At 39.5% G+C, this 23,776-nt stretch carries 26 protein-coding genes; 13 read left to right on the forward strand and 13 right to left on the reverse strand.

The annotated features are described in order from the left end of the window. Positions 1-23 precede the first annotated feature (23 nt). From AC1M83_RS00930 to AC1M83_RS00955, 6 genes are all read left to right on the forward strand, one after another. On the forward strand, positions 24-311 hold the full coding sequence (locus AC1M83_RS00930; protein ID WP_481589759.1) for a phenol hydroxylase subunit: 288 nt from the start codon (positions 24-26) through the stop codon (positions 309-311). Between the two features lie 21 nt (positions 312-332). Beyond that, positions 333-1,337: an aromatic/alkene monooxygenase hydroxylase subunit beta gene (locus AC1M83_RS00935; protein WP_481589760.1), complete on the forward strand. Its 1,005-nt coding sequence runs from the start codon at positions 333-335 to the stop codon at positions 1,335-1,337. 11 nt (positions 1,338-1,348) lie between these two features. Continuing rightward, on the forward strand, positions 1,349-1,615 hold the full coding sequence (locus tag AC1M83_RS00940; RefSeq protein ID WP_179998393.1) for an MmoB/DmpM family protein: 267 nt from the start codon (positions 1,349-1,351) through the stop codon (positions 1,613-1,615). 62 nt (positions 1,616-1,677) lie between these two features. After that, complete coding sequence (locus AC1M83_RS00945; RefSeq protein WP_180102744.1) at positions 1,678-3,201, forward strand: aromatic/alkene/methane monooxygenase hydroxylase/oxygenase subunit alpha; 1,524 nt, start codon at positions 1,678-1,680, stop codon at positions 3,199-3,201. Between the two features lie 68 nt (positions 3,202-3,269). Continuing rightward, positions 3,270-3,632: a phenol hydroxylase subunit P4 gene (locus AC1M83_RS00950; protein WP_481589761.1), complete on the forward strand. Its 363-nt coding sequence runs from the start codon at positions 3,270-3,272 to the stop codon at positions 3,630-3,632. Between the two features lie 11 nt (positions 3,633-3,643). Continuing rightward, the gene (locus AC1M83_RS00955) at positions 3,644-4,705 is read left to right on the forward strand and encodes a 2Fe-2S iron-sulfur cluster-binding protein (protein WP_481588462.1); all 1,062 of its coding nucleotides are present in this window, start codon (positions 3,644-3,646) and stop codon (positions 4,703-4,705) included. A 56-nt stretch (positions 4,706-4,761) separates the two neighbouring features. Here AC1M83_RS00955 and AC1M83_RS00960 read toward each other — a convergent pair whose 3' ends face one another. Further along, a complete protein-coding gene (locus tag AC1M83_RS00960) occupies positions 4,762-5,367 on the reverse strand; it encodes an OmpW/AlkL family protein (protein WP_481589762.1) in 606 nt (201 codons plus the stop codon). Between the two features lie 269 nt (positions 5,368-5,636). Beyond that, complete coding sequence (locus tag AC1M83_RS00965) at positions 5,637-6,989, reverse strand: amidohydrolase (RefSeq protein WP_481589763.1); 1,353 nt, start codon at positions 6,987-6,989, stop codon at positions 5,637-5,639. A 206-nt stretch (positions 6,990-7,195) separates the two neighbouring features. Here AC1M83_RS00965 and AC1M83_RS00970 point away from each other — a divergent pair, with 206 nt between their 5' ends. Beyond that, positions 7,196-7,978: a hypothetical protein gene (locus tag AC1M83_RS00970; RefSeq protein WP_481589764.1), complete on the forward strand. Its 783-nt coding sequence runs from the start codon at positions 7,196-7,198 to the stop codon at positions 7,976-7,978. 14 nt (positions 7,979-7,992) lie between these two features. Here the strand turns inward: AC1M83_RS00970 and ruvB are convergent, their stop codons facing one another. From ruvB to AC1M83_RS00985, 3 genes are all read right to left on the reverse strand, one after another. Beyond that, complete coding sequence (gene ruvB, locus AC1M83_RS00975; protein WP_035265728.1) at positions 7,993-9,000, reverse strand: Holliday junction branch migration DNA helicase RuvB; 1,008 nt, start codon at positions 8,998-9,000, stop codon at positions 7,993-7,995. Between the two features lie 11 nt (positions 9,001-9,011). Beyond that, entirely contained in the window at positions 9,012-9,614 is a 603-nt protein-coding gene (ruvA, locus tag AC1M83_RS00980; protein WP_481589765.1) for a Holliday junction branch migration protein RuvA, read from the reverse strand. Positions 9,615-9,734: 120 nt separating this feature from the next. After that, entirely contained in the window at positions 9,735-11,075 is a 1,341-nt protein-coding gene (locus AC1M83_RS00985; protein WP_035265731.1) for a deoxyguanosinetriphosphate triphosphohydrolase, read from the reverse strand. Positions 11,076-11,503: 428 nt separating this feature from the next. Here AC1M83_RS00985 and sohB point away from each other — a divergent pair, with 428 nt between their 5' ends. Beyond that, a complete protein-coding gene (gene sohB / locus AC1M83_RS00990; protein WP_481586639.1) occupies positions 11,504-12,466 on the forward strand; it encodes a protease SohB in 963 nt (320 codons plus the stop codon). A 60-nt stretch (positions 12,467-12,526) separates the two neighbouring features. On the opposite strand, the gene AC1M83_RS00995 is transcribed toward sohB, so the two are convergent. After that, positions 12,527-13,162, reverse strand: a complete 636-nt coding sequence (locus AC1M83_RS00995) for a DUF2238 domain-containing protein (protein WP_481586640.1) — start codon at positions 13,160-13,162, stop codon at positions 12,527-12,529. Positions 13,163-13,341: 179 nt separating this feature from the next. Between AC1M83_RS00995 and AC1M83_RS01000 the strand changes: the two genes are divergently transcribed. Then, on the forward strand, positions 13,342-13,581 hold the full coding sequence (locus AC1M83_RS01000; RefSeq protein WP_035265735.1) for a hypothetical protein: 240 nt from the start codon (positions 13,342-13,344) through the stop codon (positions 13,579-13,581). A 73-nt stretch (positions 13,582-13,654) separates the two neighbouring features. Here AC1M83_RS01000 and purB read toward each other — a convergent pair whose 3' ends face one another. From purB to AC1M83_RS01020, 4 genes are read right to left on the reverse strand one after another with little or no spacing between them, the layout of a single operon-like run. Beyond that, positions 13,655-15,043 carry an adenylosuccinate lyase gene (gene purB, locus AC1M83_RS01005; protein ID WP_092766083.1) on the reverse strand — a complete coding sequence of 463 codons (1,389 nt, stop codon included), beginning with the start codon at positions 15,041-15,043 and terminating at the stop codon, positions 13,655-13,657. 55 nt (positions 15,044-15,098) lie between these two features. Then, a complete protein-coding gene (hflD, locus tag AC1M83_RS01010) occupies positions 15,099-15,830 on the reverse strand; it encodes a high frequency lysogenization protein HflD (protein ID WP_092766084.1) in 732 nt (243 codons plus the stop codon). 14 nt (positions 15,831-15,844) lie between these two features. Further along, positions 15,845-16,978, reverse strand: coding sequence for a tRNA 2-thiouridine(34) synthase MnmA (mnmA, locus tag AC1M83_RS01015; protein WP_481588454.1), 1,134 nt, complete (start codon positions 16,976-16,978; stop codon positions 15,845-15,847). Between the two features lie 4 nt (positions 16,979-16,982). Next, positions 16,983-17,468 carry an NUDIX hydrolase gene (locus AC1M83_RS01020; protein ID WP_035265740.1) on the reverse strand — a complete coding sequence of 162 codons (486 nt, stop codon included), beginning with the start codon at positions 17,466-17,468 and terminating at the stop codon, positions 16,983-16,985. Between the two features lie 320 nt (positions 17,469-17,788). Here AC1M83_RS01020 and AC1M83_RS01025 point away from each other — a divergent pair, with 320 nt between their 5' ends. Beyond that, positions 17,789-18,370 carry a hypothetical protein gene (locus tag AC1M83_RS01025; RefSeq protein WP_180095400.1) on the forward strand — a complete coding sequence of 194 codons (582 nt, stop codon included), beginning with the start codon at positions 17,789-17,791 and terminating at the stop codon, positions 18,368-18,370. Positions 18,371-18,436: 66 nt separating this feature from the next. On the opposite strand, the gene AC1M83_RS01030 is transcribed toward AC1M83_RS01025, so the two are convergent. The 3 genes from AC1M83_RS01030 to AC1M83_RS01040 form a co-directional block, all read right to left on the reverse strand. Next, on the reverse strand, positions 18,437-18,967 hold the full coding sequence (locus tag AC1M83_RS01030) for a gamma carbonic anhydrase family protein (RefSeq protein ID WP_481589766.1): 531 nt from the start codon (positions 18,965-18,967) through the stop codon (positions 18,437-18,439). Positions 18,968-19,052: 85 nt separating this feature from the next. Then, positions 19,053-20,201, reverse strand: a complete 1,149-nt coding sequence (dacC, locus tag AC1M83_RS01035) for a D-alanyl-D-alanine carboxypeptidase PBP5/6 (RefSeq protein ID WP_035270478.1) — start codon at positions 20,199-20,201, stop codon at positions 19,053-19,055. Positions 20,202-20,320: 119 nt separating this feature from the next. After that, a complete protein-coding gene (locus AC1M83_RS01040) occupies positions 20,321-20,719 on the reverse strand; it encodes an MCR_0457 family protein (RefSeq protein WP_092766090.1) in 399 nt (132 codons plus the stop codon). Between the two features lie 265 nt (positions 20,720-20,984). Between AC1M83_RS01040 and surE the strand changes: the two genes are divergently transcribed. The 3 genes from surE (at position 20,985) to AC1M83_RS01055 (ending at position 23,759) form a co-directional block, all read left to right on the forward strand. Next, a complete protein-coding gene (gene surE, locus AC1M83_RS01045) occupies positions 20,985-21,755 on the forward strand; it encodes a 5'/3'-nucleotidase SurE (RefSeq protein ID WP_035270482.1) in 771 nt (256 codons plus the stop codon). 128 nt (positions 21,756-21,883) lie between these two features. Continuing rightward, positions 21,884-22,723 carry a peptidoglycan DD-metalloendopeptidase family protein gene (locus tag AC1M83_RS01050; RefSeq protein WP_179998373.1) on the forward strand — a complete coding sequence of 280 codons (840 nt, stop codon included), beginning with the start codon at positions 21,884-21,886 and terminating at the stop codon, positions 22,721-22,723. Positions 22,724-22,826: 103 nt separating this feature from the next. Continuing rightward, positions 22,827-23,759 carry a LysR family transcriptional regulator gene (locus AC1M83_RS01055; RefSeq protein ID WP_179998372.1) on the forward strand — a complete coding sequence of 311 codons (933 nt, stop codon included), beginning with the start codon at positions 22,827-22,829 and terminating at the stop codon, positions 23,757-23,759. The last annotated feature ends 17 nt before the right edge of the window (positions 23,760-23,776 follow it).

A 23,776-nucleotide genomic window follows, 5' to 3' on the forward strand; every position in this document is an offset into this window, starting at 1 on the left:
TCCAGCAAGAAGGATTCTTAGTCATGACAAATCAAATAGGGATGCCACAACTCACCAAATATATCCGGGTGACGGGTGACCGTGATGCTAAATTTGTTGAATTTGATTTCGCTATTCACGATCCAAGTCTGTTTGTCGAACTGGTGCTACCTCGTGAAGCTTTTATACAGTTTTGTGAGACCAATCAAGTCGTCGAGATGACTGAAGAACAGAAAACCAGAAATGATGAGGAAGAAGAAAAATGGCGCTATGGGACTGAAGTCACTTTAGTCAATGCACAGCGATATATCCCAGATCATGAAGATCATTAGAAATAGCTTAAGGAGATAGCCATGTCACTTGAAATTAAAACATCTAGTATTGAACCAATACGCCAGAGTTACGCCTACATTGAACGCCGTTTTGGCAATAAACCTGCAACCCGCTATCAGGAAGTCAGTTTTGATATTCAGGCTGAAACCAACTTCCATTACCGACCATTATGGAAACCTGAGAAAACACTGAATGATAAAACGCATACAGCTATTGTGATGCAGGACTGGTATGCATTTAAGGATCCACGTCAGTTTTATTATGGGACATATGTGCAACATCGCGCCCGTTTACAAGATACTGCCGAAGCTAATTTTAACTTTTTTGAGAAACGTCAGCTGGCTGTACATATTTCTGAAGAAGTCCGTGAAAAAGTGATTTCGTTGTTTATTCCATTCCGTCATTTGGAGCAAACCGCCAACCTGCACATGATGTCAGGAAGTGCTTATGGTTATGGCACGGTACTGACCCAAGCATGTATTTATGCGGCGATGGATCGGCTCGGCATGGCGCAATATATTTCTCGTGTAGGTTTAGCCTTGGATGGTGGAACGGGGGAGTCGTTAATACCTGCAAAACAGGCATGGATGAACGATACAGCTTGGCAAGGTTTACGCAAGCTATGTGAACAAAGTCTGACAGAACAAGACTATTTCAAGCTGTTTTTATTACAAAACCTAGTGATAGATAGTTTTATGTCTGAACTGGTCTATACCCAATTTGATCAATGGTTAGCAGATCACCAAGCTCGTGATTTGGCAATGCTCACCGAGTTTATGCAAGAAGCCTTAACAGATCTGCGCAAATGGTCAGACAGCGTACTTAAAACAGCGACAGCAGAATCAATTGAAAATAAGCAATTGTTAAGTCAATGGCTGGCGGAATACCTACCCGAAGTCAAAGCGGCATTTACACCTTGGGCAGAACAAGCATTATCTGCAGGTGCCATTGAACTCGCTGAAAAAAAACTGCTGGAGCGCAGTAAAAAAATTGGAATAGATCTCGAACAAGTGGCACAGGCTTAAGGAGAAGCAGCATGTCTAAAGTGTATTTGGCATTACAAGATAACGATACCTCACGTTACATCATTGAAGCGATTGAAGAAGATAATCCTGACGCCACCATTCAGTATTTACCTGCCATGATTCGCGTAGAAAGTGAGAAAGGGCTGATTGTTCGTGCGGAAACGGTTTCGGAAAAATTGGGCCAAGAATGGGATATTCAATCTTTGCAGCTCAACATGATCACGTTGGGCGGCAACGTTGAAGAAGATGACGATACGTTCCGTCTACACTGGAATTAAAAAAAGTAAGCGTCAATGTGCCGCATTGAAGCGGTATATCAAAAGAATAAAGGACCTCAGGTATGAATTCTAAAATTAATGCAATTGGCAAAAAACTGAATGCCAAAGACCGTTACCGTGCACTCACGCGTGATCTGGACTGGGAGTTTTCCTATGCAGACCGTAAAGAAGCATTTCCTTATGAAGAATTTGAAGGCATTAAAATTACGGATTGGTCGAAATGGGAAGATCCATTCCGCCTAACCATGGATGCCTACTGGAAATATCAAGCGGAAAAAGAGAAAAAGCTCTACGCAATTTTTGATGCTTTTGCACAAAATAATGGTCAGTTGAATGTCACCAACGAACGCTATTTAAATGCCATTAAACTGTTTTTAACTGCTGTAACGCCATTGGAATATCAAGCCTTCCAAGGTTATGCCCATGTAGGACGTCAGTTCAGTGGTGTTGGTGCACGTATTGCGTCCCAAATGCAGTCCATTGATGAATTGCGTCATGTGCAAACGCAGATTCATGCGATGAGCCATTACAACAAATTCTTTGATGGCTTCCAAGATTGGTCACACATGCATGACCGCGTTTGGTATTTATCTGTACCTAAATCATTCTTTGAAGATGCGCGTTCTGCAGGCCCATTTGAATTCTTACTGGCTATCAGTTTTGCCTTTGAATATGTGTTGACCAACTTGCTGTTTGTACCCTTCATGTCTGGTGCTGCCCATAACGGTGATATGGCAACCGTCACATTCGGCTTTAGCGCGCAGTCAGATGAAGCGCGTCATATGACACTAGGACTGGAAATTGTCAAATTCCTACTGGAACAGCATGAAGACAACGTGCCGATCGTACAGGAGTGGATTGATAAATGGTTCTGGCGTGGCACTCGATTACTATCAATTGTCGGCATGATGATGGATTACATGCTGCCAAACAAAGTTATGTCATGGAAAGAAGCATGGGAAACTTATTTTGAAGAAGCGGGTGGGGCGCTCTTTAAAGACCTGAGCCGCTACGGCATTCGTATGCCTAAATATTCTGAAGTCATTGAAAAAGAAAAAGAGCACGTCTCGCATCAAGCATGGTGGATTTTCTATAACTTTGGTCATGCGGCTGGCTTCCACACTTGGATTCCAACCGATGAAGAAATGGATTGGTTATCAGAAAAATATCCAGACACGTTTGACAAATATTACCGTCCACGTTGGGAGTTAGCACGCAAGATGGAAGCGGAAGGTAAACGTTTCTATAGTGCGGGCTTGCCACAGCTGTGCCAAATCTGTCAGGTACCGATGACCTTTACTGAAATGGATGGTGATCAGACCATGTTCAGTTACCGCAGCAGTGTCTATAAGGGTGAGCGTTATCACACTTGTTCAGATGGTTGCCATGACATTTTCGAGCGTGAACCAGAGAAATATGTACAAGCTTGGTTGCCAGTGAACCAAATTCTACAAGGCAACTGTGGTGGCCCTGATCTGGAAGTGATGTTGCGCGAATATTACCGCTTTAATGTCGGTGCAGACAACTTAGACATTGAAGGCTCTCCAGATCAGGTACGCTGGAAAAAATGGAAAGGTGTGGCGTAAGTCACGAGCTGGGGATAGTCCTAAAATGGGCTATCCAGCTTACTCATGGAATTTAGGAGTTTAGGGATATGCCAGTAAAAGCAATTAACAACCAATATGATTTTGAACCGCGTGATCTACAAAAACATTATGGCGACAACATTCTGATTTATGTGGGATGGGATCATCACACCTTATACTGTGCGGCACATGCCATGTTGGCATCTCCACAGCAAAGCTTTCAGGATTTAATTGATCAACAGATACAAGGTGGTTTCCACCAACATCCTGAATTTACTGAAATTGATTGGTCAAAAGTCGAATATTTGTTAGATGGTAAGTCGTTCCAACCGAAACTGGATCAAAGCTTGGCAAGTCAAAATATTGGTCATAAATCACTATTGCGCTTCATTACACCTGGGCTGGATGGTTACCAGCATCGTCATGTTTAAGGAGCGCTGAAATGAGTTATCAAGTCACGATTGAACCGATTGGAACCACCATTGAAGTCGAAGAAGATCAAACCATTTTGGATGCAGCATTACGTCAGGGTGTATGGCTTCCATTTGCCTGTGGTCATGGCACCTGCGGTACCTGTAAAGTGCAGGTGACAGATGGATATTATGATGTTGGTGAAGCTTCTCCATTTGCATTAATGGACATTGAGCGTGAAGAAAATAAAGTTCTCGCATGTTGCTGCAAACCAGAATCAGATATGGTCATTGAAGCTGATGTTGATGAGGATGAAGACTTCCTTGGTTATCTAGTCGAAGATTTTCAGGCTGAAGTGATTGAGATCAAAGATCTCTCACCGACAATTAAGGGCGTACGTCTAGCTTTAGACCGTCCAATGCAATTCCAAGCTGGGCAATATATCAATATACAATTCCCTGGAATTGAAGGTACACGCGCCTTTTCAATCGCCAATTCCCCCAGTGAGGAAGGTATTGTTGAATTACATATCCGCCAAGTACCGCGTGGCGCAGCGACTACTTATGTCCATGAATCATTAAAGACTGGCGACCAGCTAGAAATTTCCGGACCGTATGGACAATTCTTTGTACGCAAGTCTGATACGAAGGATGTGATTTTTATTGCAGGTGGTTCGGGCCTATCTAGCCCTCAATCAATGATTCAAGATTTATTAGAACAAGGTGATAACCGTACCATTTATTTATTCCAAGGTGCACGTGATGTTGCAGAACTGTATAACCGTGAAATATTTGAAGGTTGGGTAAAACAATATCCGAATTTCCGTTATATACCAGCCTTGAATGCCCCGAAGCCCGAAGACCAATGGGATGGATTTACCGGATTTGTACATGAAGCCGTAGCAGATTATTTTGAAAATAAATGTTCTGGTCATAAAGCTTATTTGTGCGGTCCACCACTCATGATTGATGCTGCGATTTCCACGTTAATGCAAAGTCGTCTGTTTGAACGAGATATTCATACAGAACGCTTTCTCAGTGCGGCCGATGGCGCATCGGATCAATCACGTTCAGCACTATTTAAACATATCTAAGTGCCTGATAGGTGAATATAAAAAACAGCCAAATGGCTGTTTTTTTATTGAATGATTTAAAAATGATAAGCCAGTGTAAGGCTGTAGAGACTTGGATCAATTTTGAGATTACCTGCATCCGCACCATTGATTTTCACAACGCTGTCTACTTTGACATAACGATAATCAAAACCTAGACTAATTTTATTAGTGATGAAATATTCTAGGCCGGCGTTAAACGCGATGCCATGTGAATTGGACAGATCAACATCTGAACCATCTGTACTGTCAGTATCATAAAAATAGACATAGTTGTAACCGATGCCTAGATAAGGATTGATATTACCTTTAGGTTTGAAATGGTACTGGAGACTCAAGGTGGGTGGCAGATATTTGGTGCTGCCTAGTTTGACTCCATCACCATAAAAATTATGTTGTGGCGGGATACCAGCTAATAAATCTAGGCTGATGTTGTCACTGAGGAATAGCCCCATGGCTAGGGTTGGTCGATAACTTTCACCAATTGAGGTTTCAACACTGTTAAATAACAGGCCAGGATGTGTGTCTGCTTCAATCTGGGTAATACCAAAGCGCAGATACTTGCCATGCGAAAGTAAAGGTGAGGCAGAAATTGCGGTGCTTACCGTTAGGGCCAAACTGGTACAGAGTATTGTTTTTTTCATCAAATTTATTCCTTTAAATATAGTCAATTTCATTACTTTGAAATTGATTAGGAATATTGCAATAGTTGTACCATGTTTATTTTTTTAAAAAAATCAATAACTTGTTTGTTTTTTAGATTTATGGTTTTCATCATTTCATTTATTAGATAAAAAGTACGATTGAAATTTAATGAAATAATGAAATTTGCATTTCAATAAAATATGTATTTGAGAAGAGTCAAGAATTATCGTTCTAGACTCTCCTTAATTCAACTTACCATTAAAATGATTTAAACCTTATTGTGTGTTTTTATCCAGTCTTTTTGAACTTGCTGTGCAATATTCGGATAGTCCATCACAAAACGGATGTGGCTTTCAACGCCAGTTTTTAATGTCGCATCATCTACAATAAATTGAGGGTTATGATTGGGTGCAGCCTTACTCATCTCTTGATCTTGAGGTGTTGCACCAACGAAAATGAACAATGAAGGCATAAGTTGACCATAATAGGCAAAGTCTTCACTTGCACTCGCATTGTTCTCGAGCACATGTAATTTATCTTCGCCATGAACTTTCGCAAGTGAGGGCGCGATGAGTTGAGTTAGTGTTTTATCGTTCGTAGTGACGGGGGCATAAGCGGCAATTTCTACTTTGGCTCTTACGTCATTTGCATGAGCATTATGTTCGATGAGCTTTGGTAAATCCTTGAGAATATTCTGGCGGACTTCTTCATTATTTGATCGAATCGTGCCAACCATATTGACTTGCTCTGGTATCACATTTCCTACCGTTCCACCTTGGATACTGCCAATACTGATTGCCCCCATACCTTTGGTTAAATCTGCACGACGGCTGATCAAACTCTGCATATTACTAATCATTTGAGATGAAGCATAAATGGGATCACGTCCTAGCCATGGCATAGAACCATGAACTTGTTTTCCACTGACCTGAATGCGCAAATGATCTGCACTGTTTAAAATAGTGCCATCTTTATAAAAAATATGACCACTTGGCATACCCGCCATAACATGCATACCGAAGATCACTTCAGGCTTAGGATTTTTTAAAGCCCCATCTGCAATCATCTTACGTGAACCAATTTGATCGCCATGGCTAAAGTTATCGATATCTGCTCCACCTTCTTCAGCTGGTTGGAAGACAAACACAACAGTACCTGCAATTTTATCTTTATTTTCCGAAAGCACTTTTGCAGCGCCGAGTAACATTGCTGTGTGAGCATCATGTCCACAGGCATGCATCACTGGCGTTTCTTTACCTTGATAGGTTGCCTTTGCTTTACTCGCAAAAGAAAGTCCTGTTTTTTCCTCGATAGGTAATGCATCCATATCTGCACGTAATGCCATCACTGGGCCAGGTTTTGCACCTTTAAGAATTCCGATTACACCTGTTTTGGCATAGCCTGTGCGGACTTCAATTCCATATTTTTTTAATTCTTTTTGAACCAGAGCCGAGGTTTTAAATTCCATATTGCCGAGTTCGGGATGTTGGTGAATGTGCTGTCTTAATTTGATGGTATGTTGTTCAACAGCGTTCACACCATCATCAACCCAATCTGCAAAACTCAAGGTTGAACAAAGGGGCAAGATGGTACAAGCAGTAAATAGCCTAAGTGAAATCATGAACTCAATGTCCTAAAAATCCAAAAGTTTTAGGAGCTTCTCATTCACTTCTGATGGTTGCAAAACTTAAGAGGTATATCGAAATACATGAAAAGTATAGTGACCATGAAGCATTGATTTTTAATGCTTTATCCATAGATTTAAAGTTGTTATTATTTGTAAATTATTCATTTTAAATAATTATTTTAATAGTTGTGGGGGAGCTAATGGGCGTTGAAGAAGAACTAAAGCATAATCCAGATGTCATGATTCAACTTCCATGGACTGTGCCGCAACAGCCTGTGATAACTTATATCCAAGTTGATCCTGAAACGCAGAAAATACCTTTAGACATAACCCATTCAGAAGATACAACTGCAATTTCATCTTTTGAAAATAGTACCAATATTGCAGTGTCTTCTTTTGATTATGCCACTGGAATAGCAGTATTTTTAGCATTATGTGCTACGGGATTAGCATATTGGTTTGGAGTTAGAAGCTTTATTTTGACTAAGCACTCCTTCAAGGCTTTAGTATTAGAAATTAATGCAAAAAGGGATTTTGAAAATGAGCTTAGGAAACGAGAAATTGTTGCTACATATTTCAAAAATTCAGAAAAATTTATAAAAATCGTTAGAAGTTTCCAAGAAGATAAAATTAACGATCTCGAAAACTTAATAGATGAACATCAGTATTTAATAGCCGATATAAGTTTATATTATTCTAAAGATAATGATGATATAGATAAATTTTTTAATATTCATTATGCAATCAGGTTTTTTATGCAAAGTGTTATAGAGTGTCTAAAGCAGAAGAAAAAAGTCGATGATATTTCCATTAGGGCGATGATTGAAATATATAGAGAAAGCGACATTGATCAACAACATTTAGATAAGATTGAAATGGTAATAAGGGAATTTGAAAATTTAAAGTTAATTTTCGGTATAAGAAAATTGTCATTGAAATTTCTAAATGAATTTAGGGATTTATTAAATAGAAAAGCAGCCTAAGCTGCTTTCATAAATCACTTCTCTTTCGGCTCAGGTGGTGTCATACCAAACTGCAAATACGCCTGATTGGTGGCAATACGACCACGGGCGGTACGCATCACATAACCTTGTTGAATCAGATACGGTTCAATCACATCTTCCAGTGTACCTGAATCTTCTGCCATAGCCGCTGCTAAAGCTTCAACACCTGCAGGACCACCATCAAAACGTTCTAACAGCATCGACAGGTAACGACGGTCGAGTGTATCTAAACCATCTTTATCCACATTCAACATATCAAGCGCACGTTGCGCCATTTCTTGTGTGACCTCACCTGTACCTTTCACTTGCGCATAGTCACGTACACGACGCAGTAAACGGTTTGCGATACGAGGCGTACCACGAGAACGACGAGCCACTTCCTTAGAACCAGCTTCTGTGATTGGAACATCCATCAGATTTGCAGAACGAGTCACGATATGGGTCAAATCTTCAACTGAATAGAACTCTAATCGTTGGACGATACCAAAACGATCTCGAAGCGGAGAGGTCAATAAACCGGCACGAGTAGTCGCAGCGACTAAAGTGAATGGCGGTAAATCCAACTTAATTGAACGCGCAGCAGGGCCTTCACCAATCATAATATCCAGTTGGTAATCTTCCATTGCAGGATAAAGGATTTCCTCGATCACTGGAGAGAGACGGTGAATCTCATCAATAAATAAAACGTCACCTTCTTCTAAGTTAGTGAGCATTGCTGCCAAATCACCAGCGCGCTCTAACACAGGACCTGAGGTGGATTTGAGATTGCCACCCATTTCACGCGCGATAATATTGGCAAGTGTGGTTTTACCTAAACCCGGAGGACCAAAAATCAAGGTATGGTCTAAAGCTTCACCACGTCCACGAGCTGCACCAATGAAAATTTCCATCTGCTCACGCACAACAGGTTGACCAATATAATCATCTAATGATGTTGGTCGAATGGCACGATCAAAATGATCTTCTGGTTTTTCAGAACCACTGATAATACGGTCTTGCATAATATGAGATCTTATTTATTCATCGATTTTAAAGCAGCACGGATAATATCGGATGCCTCAGTGAAGTCACCTTTAACGGCATTGACTAACTTTTGTGCTTCTAGTGGCTTGTAACCTAATGACTGTAAAGCAGCTTCAGCCTCAGCGACAGCAGAGTTACCCGTAAACTGAATTTGCGTTGTTGTAGAGTTTGATGTGGATGGCTGAGCTGCAAGCGCTTTAAAGCGATCTCGAAGTTCAATCATCAAACGCTCTGCGGTCTTTTTGCCTACACCCGGAACTTTGACTAAAGTGTTTACATCTTCATGTTCAACAGTATGAATAAGCATGTCTACGCTGAGTGTTGAGAGAATACCCAGTGCCATTTTTGGACCAACGCCGTTCACTTTAAGTAAAGTGCGGAAAATACTTTTTTCTTGTGCGTTGGAAAATCCATACAGTAATTGGGCATCTTCACGTACAGCCAAGTGCGTCCACAATGTGACTTTTTGTCCTTTCTGTAATTGGCAAAATGTTGAGAGAGGTGTATCAACCTCATAGCCAACACCATTTACATTCAATAAAACTGTTGGTGCTTCTAAAGCAAGCACTTCACCAATAAGACATCCAATCATTCAATTATTTCACTTATTTGTCGATGTTAAATTCACTATGTCAGCATAGTAGTGTTCATTGCTTCAGAACGCAAAATCAAAAAACACTTTATGCTCTTTTCCTGAACACTAATTTAAGGTTTATAAAAATCCAACTTTATTCCCTTGAAGTTCCTGTGCCAAATGATAAGCCTGATGATCCGAAAATTTTGAGATCACATCTAAGACTTGCATGATATTGTCATAGTGATCATCACTAAAACGTACACCTAAGCCTGAGATAATAGACAGTAAACGTCCTTCCTTAAAATTATGAATTTTATTGGGGGTCGTAAGCGGAATAAAGGCATCTAGTATGTGCTGTAAGCTTTGATGTGCAATGATTTCTAAACCAGATTTTTGAGGGTGCTCAAAGATTTTTTCCCGCGCTAAATTCTTTGCACAATCAATTCCTGCTTCGATATCGGGCGAGCAATATTGGAGCAAACTACCTTTAAGCTGTCCTGACAAAATTTCAAAATGATGTTTAGCAAAAGCGGAAGTGACTTCATCAACCAAGCGTTTCATCACACGACCACGCAATGCTGCAATCTTTTGTTGCCACGTGGTGTATGGCATTGCAAGTTCAGCAGGCGTGCCATAGTCACCAAGTAGATTTAAGAAAATAGGTTCGACTTGCTCATAGCTGAGCATGTTAAGAATAATGCCATCTTCTAAATCGATCAGGGCATAACAAATATCATCCGCAGCTTCGAGTAAATAGGTGAGTGGATGGCGACAGAAATGATATTCACCATATTGTATAAGACCTAATTGGTGACCAATTTGTTGCAAAATTTCTTTTTCAGATTGATAGCAACCAAACTTAGCTCGTTTACTGGCAGGCGTATTTCCCTGAGAGTCAATGGTTTTAGAAAGCCATGGGTACTTTAAGTAAGCTCCTAAGGTTGCGTAAGTGAGGCGCATTCCACCGTCATTAGGGTGATAGTCAATTTTCGTGAGTAGACGAAGACCTTGAGCATTGCCCTCAAACTGGCGAACATCGGCCTGCTGTTCAGGGGTTAAACTCGATAAAAAATCGCCGTGTGATGCATCATCAAACCATTCTCGAATCGCATATTCACCTGCATGACCAAAGGGGGGATTACCAATATCGTGTGCAAGACAAGCTGCTTGAATAATTGCACCGACATCTGCAGGAGAGATCCACATAGGTAACTCATCACGAATTTTTTCAGCTGCCAGCATTCCCAAAGAGCGTCCTATACAAGAAACCTCAAGGGAATGTGTTAGACGCGTATGAATGCCATCATGTTGAGTCAGGGGATGAACTTGAGTTTTACGGTTAAGTTGTCTAAAACTCTGAGAAAAAATAATACGATCGTAATCTTTATGGAAGGGGCTACGTGCTTGTTCTGTATTTTGTTTTGAACTACCAAATCGAACTGTTGATAACAGTTCCAGCCAACGCATTTGAGTCATTTATCATTATTCATCATTACTGTATGGAACCATCATGCCAAAAAAATAGTGAAAAATATATGCTGACACGACATAATTTGGCGCATTGAAAATGCATTTCAGAAAAGTTTAACAAGTTAAATAATGAGTATTAAGATGTTGATTTTAAGAGTTATTTTCCTAATATAATTCAATTTCTTCACTTTCAAATCATATAAGAGTCTCTAATTGATTTTAAAGATAGATATCAATCATGAGATGATGCGTGGATGCTCATCGGTTCGATAATTTTTTATCGAGATAGTATGCATAATGTATCTACTTTTTATGCCGATTGTTGATCAAATTGATCCTACGATTGGCATAACATTTCAATAAAGCTATTGAAATTTGTCTATTTTGACCTCATGTTATCCTCATAAAGATGAATTATAGAGATGTGAATTTATATGTTATTTCATTTGCCGAAACTTCCTGCCGAAATTCGAGTCACTCACTTAAATGCGCGTATTAATGAACAACGAAAAAAAATTGCGCAAAGTACTGCATCTAAACTTGAACTTCTGCAGTTGTCTCAGCAGTTTTCAAAAGAAGCACGCACGCGTAAAAAGAATAATCAGAAAGTATATGTAATTGATTTTAAAGGTGACATGGCAGCTTCAGCTGTAGAGAATCTTCGTGAAGAAATTACTTTGATTTTGGCGACTGCTAAAGCAGGGCGTGATCGTGTCGTAGTTCGTTTGGAAAGTCCAGGTGGGATGGTACATGGTTATGGACTTGCGGCTGCTCAACTGGTGCGTCTGCGCGATGCTGGTTTTCATCTAACCATTTGTGTTGATAAAGTCGCAGCAAGTGGTGGATACATGATGGCATGTATCGGTAACGAAATTATTTCTGCTCCATTTGCAGTGATTGGTTCAATTGGCGTTGTTGCTCAAGTGCCTAATTTTAATCGTTTACTTAAAGAACATAATGTTGATTTTGAGCTTTATACTGCGGGTCAATATAAACGTACCGTGACCATGTTTGGTGAAAATACGGAAGAGGGTAAAGCAAAGTTTGAAGAAGAGTTGCAACAAACGCATGCATTGTTCAAGCATTTTGTTGAAAAATATCGTCCACAGTTAAATGTTGAAAAAGTAGCAACAGGTGAACATTGGTACGGTCAAGATTCATTAGATTTGAATTTGGTTGATAAGCTTCAAACCTCGGATGAGTATTTATTAAGTTTATTGACAGTGCATGATGTTTACTTGATTCAAACTCGCCGTAAACCTACCTTAGGTGAGAAATTAGGACTGCAAGCGGCACAAATGGCGGACAGTTTGATTCCTGCTGTGATGAATAAAGTTATGGACACTTTAGTCAAGACTAATGCGAACTTAGTGCAACTACGTGATCCTAAATTTTAAATTCGATGAAATAAAAAAAAGCTAATCTAATGATTGGCTTTTTTTTATGATTTATCATTTCTATGGTCGAGAGTCTAATTTTCGATATAACATCACTATTCCTGTGATCATGGACCCAAGTGTTGCGAACAGCATATCTTTATGGGCATCCCAAATATCACCTTGTTGACCATTATAATTTTCTGCTGCCTCAGGGGAAAGATTAATCGCAATTAACCATTCAATCCATTCGTAAATGAGACTGGTGGCCATGACAAACTGAACCACAATAAGAAAAAGTACTCGTTCAGATAATTGGGGTAAATAGAATTGAATGATCCTCAGGAAAAAAGGATAGAGAAGTAGACCATAGGCAAAATGGACCAAGCGATCATACATATTTCGCTCCCAACCCATCTGTGCATTTAAATCTATGCCGAAGTTGTGCATCAACCATTCATTATAGGGAACATACGAATATAAATAGTGTGCCCCAAGAATATGAATGATCAGAAATCCAATATAGAGAGAAAATGCGATAAAACTCAAACCAACTTTCTTTTGTATATAGATCAAAAACACTAGCATTAAAGCTGTGCCAAGTTGATGTAAGCCATAAGAAGCATATTCAAGAGGCTTTATACTTGCCAAGATCAGCACCATTATGAAAATGAAGAATACGAGGTGGTGTTTAGGAGTAAATTTTTTGTAGTGCATTTTGTTATATGTTGATTTGATTAATTTCTTCATATGATTGTAATGGATCAATCCTGAGAATAAGCTGCAGATCGCATTATTTTTATAAATCGCATTATTTTTATAAATAGTTGTTTATATCAATAGCTCATTGCAATCAGGATGATGAGTTAGAATATGATTTATTTTGAGTTTTTATTATGACGGTTTCAGCTGCTTTTCTTGCACAGCAAAATGCATATTTTCATTATGAGTTTGAAGAGCTTACTCTGAATGACTTTCCTGAAGAGATCTCAGTATCACTCCGAGGAATGATGTTTAGGCATGACATTCAATATGCTCAAGTGACTCATTATATTTACTATAGCGATGTTTTAACTGGTGATGAATTAGAAAAGCTCAGAACTGACTTTATACGTTACTGTCCTGATGAAGCATGATTTTTATTGAAACATTTGATGAGTCTCATACAAAAAAGCGAAGCCTAAGCTTCGCTTTTTTATTCAATGCTATTTAGATTTTAGCAATCAAATCTTTAATTTGTTTCGCTTGCTCAGCAGCATTACCTGTATAAGATGCAGGTGTCATTTCAGCAAGACGCGCACGATCTGCTGCAGGAACAGCTTCTAATTCGTTACCATTCACAAAATTCACCATCATTTCGCGAGTCATTGCTTGACCACGAGTAAGGGCTTTAAGTTTTTCGTATGGTTTTTCAACGTTATAACGACGCATTACTGTTTGAATTGGTTCAGCAAGAACTTCTTGAGCGTTGTCTAAGTCTTCAAGAATACGGTCGGCATTCAATTCAAGTTTGCCCACACCTTTCAAGCAAGCTTCAAATGCGATCAAGCTTTGTGCAAAACCAACGCCCATGTTACGAAGAACAGTAGAGTCAGTTAAGTCACGCTGCCAGCGAGAAATTGGAAGCTTTTCACCAAGGTGAGCAAGGACTGCATTAGCAATACCCAAGTTACCTTCAGAGTTTTCAAAGTCGATTGGGTTCACTTTGTGTGGCATTGTTGAAGAACCAACTTCACCTTCTTTTAATTTTTGTTTGAAGAAACCAAGAGAGATATAACCCCAAACATCACGGTTGAAATCGATAAGGATTGTGTTGAAACGACGAAGCGCATCAAACAATTCAGCCATGTAGTCGTGTGGCTCAATTTGAGTTGTATACGGGTTAAACGTGAGACCTAAAGATTCAACAAATGCTTGCGAGTGAGCAGGCCAGTTAATTTCAGGGTAAGCAGAAAGGTGAGCATTATAGTTACCTACTGCACCATTGATTTTACCTAGAAGCTCAACATTGTTGAATTGTTTGATTTGGCGTGCAAGACGGTATGCCACGTTTGCCATTTCTTTCCCCAATGTTGTTGGGCTTGCAGTTTGACCATGTGTACGAGACAACATTGGTTGATCAGCGTGTTTTTCTGCAAGTGCAACAATTGAGTCCACGATTTGTTGCATAGACGTAGCTAGTACTTCACGACCGCTTTTCAGCATGAGTGCATGAGACAAGTTGTTGATGTCTTCAGATGTACAAGCAAAGTGAATGAATTCACCCGCATTTTTAAGTTCATCAATGTTTGCAATTTTCTCTTTTAAGAAATATTCAACCGCTTTTACATCGTGGTTGGTTGTGCGTTCGATTTCTTTGATACGGTTAGCATCGTCTTCAGAGAAATTTGCAACGATTGCATCTAAAGCTGCATTTGTTTCGTTAGAAAAAGCTGGCACTTCAGTAATTTCTGGGCGATTTGCAAGTGCTTGTAACCAGCGCACTTCAACAGTCACACGAGCATGGATTAAACCAAACTCAGAGAGGAAAGGGCGCAAAGCATCACATTTGCTTGCATAGCGACCATCTAATGGAGAAAGTGCGGTTAAAGCGTTCATAGCAATTCCTTAAACTTTGGAATGAAACGTAAAACAGAACTCGATATACATCAGGTTAAACCACCTGAAACTGTAAACGAGCGAGATCTTGAATATCTTTCAGTAACTTGCGTTTGGTGAAGATCATGCTCCATGAACTTCCACCTGACTGACGCCATAAATGCGCCATCTGTAAACCTGTAAACAATGAAGCACGAATACGATTGGTGTGCGAAGAATCCTTAAAAGCTTCTGCATTGCCTTTCACCATAATGCGAGGATTAATCTGTCCTGCAGTTTCGACATAGGTTTGAGCAAGGTTTGCAAGAATACTTGGATGTAGATAATTATGATCAAAAAAGGAGAGTTGTTTTAGTATTTTTTCTTGTGATTTTTCAATAATTTCAACGAATTTTGGGTTGCTATATACTTTCTTTTCTAAATGTAATAATGCCATTGCATAGGACATTGGAAGTTTTGCATTGGCAAATTTAGGTATTCTTGATTTTGGTGCAGTATTGAATGGTTGGGTGATGCTACTTTCTAATGTTTTTAATCCCAGAGAAATATCTGCAAGCTGGTTAAAAAAATCTAAGGTTTGACAATTCTTATTGGAAGTAGGGCGAATATTTAAACTCGCCTTAATTAATTGTTCTAAATAGAAGTTACCGTTTTCGCCAATATTTTGTCGACCTGCAATGGCTGTCATATGTGTCAGCTGAGTCGATTGAAATACTGCTGCCAAAGCCAAAGCTCTGTTTTGACGATCATTCAGAGTCTGAAGCTGCTGGAACGGTAACTCTGTCATGCCTGAAAATTCCTTTAAATAAAATCAGGTTTAGGCGCATTAGTATGATGAATCACACCGCCACCTAAACAAACTTCATCCGCGTAAAACACAACGCTTTGTCCTGGCGTAACAGCACGTTGAGGTTCATCAAATTCTACACGTACACCTTGCGGTGCATTTGGGTCATTAAATAAGACACATGCTTGATCAGGTTGTCGATAGCGAGTTTTCGCTGTGCAACGGAAACCATTTTCTGGAATCTCTTGCTCACCTGCAACCCAATCAATCGCTTCAGACCATAACATGGTACTTTGCATGAGGGGATGCTCATGACCTTGGCCAACAACTAAACGATTGCCTTCGATATCTTTGTGTAATACGAACCAAGCACCTTCTTCAGCGCCTTTCATTCCACCGATACCAATACCACCACGTTGACCGAGCGTATAGTACATTAAGCCGTGATGATCACCAACCTCTTTACCATCTTCAAGGACAATTTTACCCGGTTGAGCAGGTAAATATTGCTTCAAGAAGTCATTAAATCGGCGTTCACCAATAAAACAGATACCTGTAGAGTCTTTTTTCTTCGCTGTTACAAGACCTAAATCTTCAGCAATTTTACGAACTTGAGGCTTTTCGATCTCACCGACAGGGAACAAGGTCTTGTTAATTTCACGACCATGAACGGCATGTAGGAAATAAGTTTGGTCTTTGTTGTTATCCACGCCACGGAGTAAAGGCGCATATTGCTCACCTTTAGAGTTGGTCATGGTTTCACCGCGACGAGCATAGTGTCCTGTTGCGATGAAGTCAGCACCTAATTTCATGGCATGGTCGAGGAATGCACGGAACTTAATTTCTTTATTACATAAAATATCTGGGTTTGGGGTGCGCCCCGCAGCATATTCAGCCAAGAAGTGCTCAAATACACGATCCCAATATTCCATTGCGAAGTTGGCTGTATGTAATTTGATACCGATACGATCACATACGGCTTGCGCATCTGCAAGATCATCCATAGCCGTGCAGTATTCTGTGCCGTCATCTTCTTCCCAGTTTTTCATGAAAAGACCTTCAACTTGATATCCTTGTTGAAGTAATAAAGCCGCAGAGACAGATGAGTCTACACCACCTGACATACCGACGATGACACGTTGTTGCATAGGATTAGGCATCCAAATTTGAAATTAAGGGAGAATTTTGGTGCTCATAAACGAGCGATAAAGGAAATTTTTGTCCTGATTGGGCATCTTGAATGGCTTTGATGACCAATGGGCTACGCGCGCGAGCCGTTTCTAATAGCTCATCTAGGCTCATCCAAACAGCACCTACGATACCTGTATCTAATGTTGCATTGGCAAAATACTGTGTTGATTTTGCTAAAAAACAGAAGCGGTAATAGGTACGATCTGGAAACATAGGTGGGGTATAGGTGTATATACCCAATAAATCTGTGACTTCAACTTGGTGACCTGTTTCTTCCATGGTTTCACGAACCGCGGCTTGAATAAGGGTTTCACCAGCTTCTACATGACCTGCAGGTTGATTAAAAACGGTGTGCATGACACCTTCTGTTTGTTCTTCTACAAACAGATATTTACCATCTTTTTCAACCACTGTTGCAACAGTGACGTGAGCAGTCCAAGCGGTCATAAAAAAGCACCAGATGAAGGGAAGGCATATTGTATAAAATTTTGAGGTGTGTGGCTATGATGGGAGGGGATTTCTTTGAAGGCGTTCTATCTTAAGTTTAACTAAGAAGTTCTTTGGATCAATAATTTAATAAAGGGCGTGGAACATGAAGAATCAACAAAAAAGCCCAATTTAAATAAATTGGGCTTTTGAATGTAATTTAAGATTATGATTTATATGAAATAAAAAAGATAATTTCGCATAAGGTGTATTATGTTAATTTTAGTTTTTCTTTACTTTAAAATGAATGTCTAAATACACTAGAGAATGGTTCTATGAATATGAAAACTGAACCTTGGATTGAGGATAATGATCCCTTAAAGCCTTATTATGGAAAATTGAGTAATAAGGAATATACCGATATTTCTAATATATTCACTTTATGGATTAATCATAAGAATTATATTGATCCTTCAATAATTTCTAAAAATAAAAAATTAAATTTATTAGATTTTTCAAATAGATATAAAGAAAAATGTAATCAAGCCTTATATGAGCTGCTATGTGAGAGCCTAAAGCAAACAGATGGATATCTCTATTGGCTACCTATGAACAATGTAAAGAGTGAAAATATCTTTGCCGCATATTCTCCAGCAATGATTGCTAAGACCCCAATAGAAGCCAAGTATTTAGATTATGCTTCTCGCTCTTTTCTGCAAATGCAAAATGGTGGATATGCCATTGTTGAAAGCAACCTAAATTTTATAGCCCTGGTTATTGATGGCTACTATATGCAGGTAGCATTACATTCAAACTTTATGAATGAGAAATTTCAAGAATATCTCGATAGTTGGAACGAGATCGAAAAAAACCTTGATGAAATTACAGCACAGTGCCTTTCACACGCTCATTCTATACAGTAGAAATTAAAGAGGAATGAAGTATGTAAGCACCATATTTAACATAAAATCTTTTATGCGAATTCAAAATTATTTATAATTCCCCGAAACCTTTACATAATTCTGCGCTGAATACGGCAGAAACGCTTTTTCTTTATCATTCAGTGGACGCACTTTTTTGACAGGACTGCCCATATATAAATAGCCACTTTCCAAAACTTTATTTGGCGGAACAAGCGAACCCGCACCGATCATCACATCATCTTCAACAATCACATCATCTAAAATAATCGTACCAATCCCGACTAAAACACGATTACCAATGGTACAACCGTGTAATTTTACATGATGACCCACGGTGACGTCCTCACCAATAATGAGCGGTGAGCCTTCAGGTTTATCCGCTTTCTTATGACTAACATGCAACATGGAATGATCTTGGATATTGGAATTTTTACCAATCCGAATAAAATTAACATCACCGCGGATCACAGCATAAGGCCAGACTGAAACATTCTCAGCCAAGACAACATCACCAATCACTAACGCAGTTGGATCAATATAATTTGTTGTATCAAATTTTGGGTAAGTCTCTAAGTATTTGCGGATATTTTCAGTCATAAAAAATTGCCTGTTTTTATTCATTATAAACAAAAAAGCACCCAAAAGAATTTGAGTGCCTTTATACCTTTAGTCAAGCTGCGACTTAAAACAAATTACTAAAGAACTGTTTGATATGATCAATCATACGCGAGAAGAAACCAGCTTCTTCAACTGCTTGTAAAGCAACAAGCGGCTTCTCCGCAATAACTTTGCCGTCAAGTGTCGCTGTTAATTTACCTACAACTTGCCCTTGTTGAAGAGGGGCATTTAAGTTCGGTTGAACCGCGATTTGAGTTTGAATGGCATTTGCTTGACCTTTTGGCATAGTCACGTTGAAGTTTTCAGCAAGACCCACACTCACTTGATTAGATTGACCAAACCAAACTTTAGAAGTGGTCAACTCTTTGTGAGCGGGTTGAACACTGACAGTTTCAAAGTTTGCATAACCCCAAGATAACAAATCACGTGTTTGCGTTGCACGTGCTTGCATTGATGGAGCACCAAAAATCACTGAAATTAAACGCATTGGGCCACGTTTAGCTGAAGTCGTTAAACAATAACCAGCTTCAGAAGTATGACCTGTTTTAAGACCATCTACACTCGGATCTGTATATAGCAACGCGTTACGGTTACCTTGCTTGATCCCATTAAAAGTAAACTCTTTTTCAGAGTAAATAGGATAGTACTTTGAACTGTCATGAATGATGTGCTTCGCAAGGGTAGCCATATCTTTCGCTGTAGAATAATGACCTTCAGCAGGCATACCTGTTGAGTTCATAAAGTTCGTGTTGGTCATGCCAATACGCTTTGCTTCTTGGTTCATGCTGTGTACAAATGTACCTTCATTCCCAGAAATATGCTCAGCCATAGCCTTAGATGCGTCATTACCAGATTGAATGATAATCCCACGTAACATTTCCAATACGGTTGCTGTGCCGTTGAGAGGTACATACATACAAGATTCTGTACTACTACCACGACACCAAGCAGACTCGTTCATCCGAACTTTTTCATCTTCCGTGAGTTCACCGTTCAACAACTTTTGTTCAATAATGAAACTGGTCATCATTTTGGTCATTGAAGCAGGCGCAAGTTTTTCATTTTCATTTTTACTTGCGAGAATTTGACCTGTTTCATAATCCATCAAAACGTAAGACTTATTATTGAGTTCTGGTGGTGAAGATAAAACAGTTGCTGCATAAGTAAATGAAGGTAATAGTAATAATGCAGCAATGGCGCTTTTTCGGGTCATTCTATGTAGTTCCAATCTTGTATGAACGCAAAAATCAGCTTTGCATTCTAGGACAAAGCAAAGCCGACTTCTAGCAGTGGAGTCGGCTTATTTCAATCGAATTGTAACTATTTCGTGCTCTATTTAACTGAAGACTGATATTTTTTTATATCCTCGCACACTTGTTGATTTGCTTTGTCTCCAGCGTTTTTCGCATCTTGTCTCGCTTGAGCTAATGCTTGCTGATAATCCTGTTGTTTAATTAGATTGTTCAGCGTGGTTTGAGGTGAGTTTTCGTTAGGTAAATAGTCTTTTAATAGCTTTTGATAGCCTGCTTTAAACGCTGCATCTTCTTCCACTAAACTTGGGCATGATTCTGAAAAGACATAGATTGCAGCGAGTTCATCTTTAGTCACTTTTTGTTGAGTAACTTCGATATTTTCTTTTAAGTCTTGAGCATTGGCGAAAGTGAAACTTGAAAACAACATTGAACTGCTGATAAATGCGGTTGAAATCAATTGTAAAAAACGGTTTTGCATAAATGACTCAAAAATTAGTAAGTTAGTTATAAGAATAGAATAATCTTTTTTCGTGTTTAAAAAATAGAGAAAGTGTATTAATGCTGTTGGAACTCAGAAAGTAATGACGAAAAGTTCGGATTTGAACAAGGGGATGACTATATGCCGAGTTTTCAAGATTAAAGGCGTTTAAAACCTCAACATCCATGCGTGTGCTCATTGTTGTGTGTGGGGATTTTGATTAGGCTATCGAACAGATGGGATTACATGAATTGAGTGAATTGTTTTGAATATTTTGATTGCCAACGATGACGGTGTGTTCGCACCAGGAATACAAGCATTAGCACAAGCATTAAAACCTTTGGGTCGAGTAGTCGTGGTTGCTCCAGAAAGTGAGCGGAGTGGTTTTTCAAGTGCATTAACGCTTGATCGTCCATTGCGACCCGTGCAAATTTCAGAGGATGTATGGGCAATTAATGGCACGCCAGCGGACTGTGTTTATCTGTCCATGAATGGTCTATTTGATTTTGAATTTGATCTAGTTGTAAGCGGGATCAACAGTGGAGCGAATTTAGGTGATGATGTGTTGTATTCAGGTACAGTTGGGGCCGCGTTTGAAGGCCGACTCATGAAACAACCTGCAATCGCAGTTTCATTGGCTGGTCCAAATGTTCGTTCGTATCAAGATGCTCAAGATTATGCACAAGCTGCAAATTGGGTATATGAGTTTATTAAAAATGGTTTGCCTGAGTTACCACCGCGTCATATTTTCAATATTAATATTCCGGATACGGCTGAAATAAAAGGGACATTAGTGACTTATCAAGGAAGAAGAAAACAAACGAAACCGATTACCACACAAGTTGACCCGAGAGGCCGTCAAGTTGTTTGGATTGGTTTGGCTGGAGAGGCCGTAACAGATCCCGAAAAAAGCCAACTGGGTTATCAGTCAGACTTTTATGCCATTGCAAATGGATATGTCAGTGTGACACCGATCCAAATGGATGCTACCAACTATCAGGTGTTGGCTTCACTTGAATCTCAGTTAGAGCTTTAATTGAACGACCACAGGTAGGATGTGTTATAACTTTGTGAAAAATATATTTGAAACGGTGAATTTAGCATTAATTTTGCTACTCTTAAGCCGAATTCAGTCTTTTTAATCTTTTGTCAGAGAGGGAAATCATGCTTTTGGCCAGACCCAAAACAGTTTTGAAGTTGTCTAAACCATCTATTCACTCAGCATTGATCGCGGTTGCTGTCGCTTCTTTTCTTGGTTTGTCGGGCTGTGCATCGAAACCCCAAATCCACAATTCTGCTCGTTATGCGGTCGCTCCTGACTTCTATACAGTTCGTTCTGGCGACACTTTAAGTAAAATTGCGGCACGTTATGGATTGAGCTATTTGAGCATTGCGGAGATGAACGATATTGCACCGCCTTATCGCATCTATGTAAATCAATCTTTAAGATTAAAACCCTCTGGCAATCGACAAGTGACACGTTCGACCACGCGTCCTTTGACTGCGACTGAAACTCAGATTCAACGTCAAACCATTCAGTTACCAACAAAACCAGCTGTGGTTACGCCACCACCACAGACCACACCAGTACCAGCGGTAACTGCTGCAGTACCGACGACTTCGACTAAAGCAACTTCATTACGCTGGGTGAAACCATCGAATGGTCCAGTCATTGAAAACTTCAATGTGGCAAGTAATGTCAAGGGATTACGTTTTGGTGGCAATGTTGGTGATCCAATTTTTGCAGCAGCTGATGGTCAAGTGGTTTACGCTGCTGATGGTTTAAAAGAATATGGTAATTTGGTGCTCATTAAACATATTGATGGTTATATCACTGCGTATGCGCACAATAACCGGATGTTAGTGAAGAGTGGGCAAAACGTAAGTGCGGGGCAACAAATTGCAGAAATGGGCTCGAGTGGTGCAACCCGTACGATGCTTGAGTTTCAAGTTCGTTTAGATGGTAAGCCAATCAATCCAGCAAATATTTTGCCAATCAACTGAAGATATTTAGTGCAATTTAACAATTTCTTCGTATAATACAATGAGTTGCTTTTGTTAATTTTTGTTAATTAGAGAAGCATCTCATAATTTCAGAGGGAAATTTATGTTAGATCAACTTCGCTCGATGGGCGTATTTGCATGTGTTGTTGAAAAAAGCTCTTTCAGTGGTGCTGCTCGAGATTTAGGCATTACGACGAGTGCAGTTAGTCAGCAAATTCGTTCACTAGAACAAGAAATGGAAGTAACACTTCTGCACCGTTCCACAAGAAAACTAAGTTTAACGGAAGCAGGGCAGGCCTTTTTTCATAGCTGTCAAGAAATGCTCGCTGCAGCAGAGCGCGGTAAAATTCGAATTAATGAGTTACGAGACGATTTAGTTGGTGATTTACGTATTGCAACAACGCCAGAACTCGGTGCAACCCATGTAGTTCCTGCGTTGTCGCATTGGATTTCGGCACATCGTGGTTTAACCGTTCACTTTGAAGTTGAAAATCAATTTGTCGATTTGATTCAAGAAAGAATCGATATTGCAGTGAGAATGTGTTCTCGCGTGGATGAGTCTAATCACTTATCTTGTCTGCCGCTTGCACGTGTGGATCAAGTCTTGGTGGCTTCACCAAGTTATTTGAATCAAAATGCAGTTATTTCAAGACCTGAAGATTTAGCACAGCATGATTTGATTCCAGTAAATATTGTAAAAAATCAGCAAATGATGACATTTGAACACAGTACATCGCGTGAATTGGTGAATGTGTCCATGGAAAATCGTTTACAGACAAACAATGTTTATGTCGCTAAATCACTGTGCCAAAATGGTCACGGCATTGCGCGATTATTATATTTAGATGTGCAAAAAGAATTAATGAATGGCACATTGGTTGAAGTTTTACCTGAATGGAAGTTACCTGCATACACTTTGAATGCAATGACATTAAAACGTGAACAACAACCAATGAAAATTCATCGCTGCCTAGATGCTTTAAAACAATATTTCAGCCAGTTGCCTGGTGGTCGAGTATTTCAAGAAGCATCTTAAGTGTTCTTCTTAATAAA

The organism is Acinetobacter sp. 25-47-130 (assembly GCF_056779705.1).

Excerpts from the sequence above, each read along its gene's own strand:
- AC1M83_RS00945 (WP_180102744.1), top strand. The coding sequence starts at position 1,678 with ATGAATTCTAAAATTAATGCAATTGGCAAAAAACTGAATGCCAAAGAC.
- ruvB (WP_035265728.1), bottom strand. The coding sequence starts at position 9,000 with ATGCAAGACCGTATTATCAGTGGTTCTGAAAAACCAGAAGATCATTTT.
- AC1M83_RS01000 (WP_035265735.1), top strand. The coding sequence starts at position 13,342 with ATGACGGTTTCAGCTGCTTTTCTTGCACAGCAAAATGCATATTTTCAT.
- sohB (WP_481586639.1), top strand. The coding sequence starts at position 11,504 with ATGTTATTTCATTTGCCGAAACTTCCTGCCGAAATTCGAGTCACTCAC.
- AC1M83_RS00950 (WP_481589761.1), top strand. The coding sequence starts at position 3,270 with ATGCCAGTAAAAGCAATTAACAACCAATATGATTTTGAACCGCGTGAT.
- dacC (WP_035270478.1), bottom strand. The coding sequence starts at position 20,201 with ATGACCCGAAAAAGCGCCATTGCTGCATTATTACTATTACCTTCATTT.
- hflD (WP_092766084.1), bottom strand. The coding sequence starts at position 15,830 with ATGACAGAGTTACCGTTCCAGCAGCTTCAGACTCTGAATGATCGTCAA.
- AC1M83_RS00940 (WP_179998393.1), top strand. The coding sequence starts at position 1,349 with ATGTCTAAAGTGTATTTGGCATTACAAGATAACGATACCTCACGTTAC.
- AC1M83_RS00995 (WP_481586640.1), bottom strand. The coding sequence starts at position 13,162 with ATGCACTACAAAAAATTTACTCCTAAACACCACCTCGTATTCTTCATT.
- AC1M83_RS00930 (WP_481589759.1), top strand. The coding sequence starts at position 24 with ATGACAAATCAAATAGGGATGCCACAACTCACCAAATATATCCGGGTG.
- AC1M83_RS00970 (WP_481589764.1), top strand. The coding sequence starts at position 7,196 with ATGGGCGTTGAAGAAGAACTAAAGCATAATCCAGATGTCATGATTCAA.
- AC1M83_RS00935 (WP_481589760.1), top strand. The coding sequence starts at position 333 with ATGTCACTTGAAATTAAAACATCTAGTATTGAACCAATACGCCAGAGT.
- AC1M83_RS01025 (WP_180095400.1), top strand. The coding sequence starts at position 17,789 with ATGAAAACTGAACCTTGGATTGAGGATAATGATCCCTTAAAGCCTTAT.
- AC1M83_RS00960 (WP_481589762.1), bottom strand. The coding sequence starts at position 5,367 with ATGAAAAAAACAATACTCTGTACCAGTTTGGCCCTAACGGTAAGCACC.
- AC1M83_RS00955 (WP_481588462.1), top strand. The coding sequence starts at position 3,644 with ATGAGTTATCAAGTCACGATTGAACCGATTGGAACCACCATTGAAGTC.
- AC1M83_RS01030 (WP_481589766.1), bottom strand. The coding sequence starts at position 18,967 with ATGACTGAAAATATCCGCAAATACTTAGAGACTTACCCAAAATTTGAT.
- AC1M83_RS01040 (WP_092766090.1), bottom strand. The coding sequence starts at position 20,719 with ATGCAAAACCGTTTTTTACAATTGATTTCAACCGCATTTATCAGCAGT.
- purB (WP_092766083.1), bottom strand. The coding sequence starts at position 15,043 with ATGAACGCTTTAACCGCACTTTCTCCATTAGATGGTCGCTATGCAAGC.
- AC1M83_RS00965 (WP_481589763.1), bottom strand. The coding sequence starts at position 6,989 with ATGATTTCACTTAGGCTATTTACTGCTTGTACCATCTTGCCCCTTTGT.
- ruvA (WP_481589765.1), bottom strand. The coding sequence starts at position 9,614 with ATGATTGGATGTCTTATTGGTGAAGTGCTTGCTTTAGAAGCACCAACA.
- AC1M83_RS00985 (WP_035265731.1), bottom strand. The coding sequence starts at position 11,075 with ATGACTCAAATGCGTTGGCTGGAACTGTTATCAACAGTTCGATTTGGT.
- AC1M83_RS01055 (WP_179998372.1), top strand. The coding sequence starts at position 22,827 with ATGTTAGATCAACTTCGCTCGATGGGCGTATTTGCATGTGTTGTTGAA.
- AC1M83_RS01020 (WP_035265740.1), bottom strand. The coding sequence starts at position 17,468 with ATGACCGCTTGGACTGCTCACGTCACTGTTGCAACAGTGGTTGAAAAA.
- AC1M83_RS01050 (WP_179998373.1), top strand. The coding sequence starts at position 21,884 with ATGCTTTTGGCCAGACCCAAAACAGTTTTGAAGTTGTCTAAACCATCT.
- mnmA (WP_481588454.1), bottom strand. The coding sequence starts at position 16,978 with ATGCAACAACGTGTCATCGTCGGTATGTCAGGTGGTGTAGACTCATCT.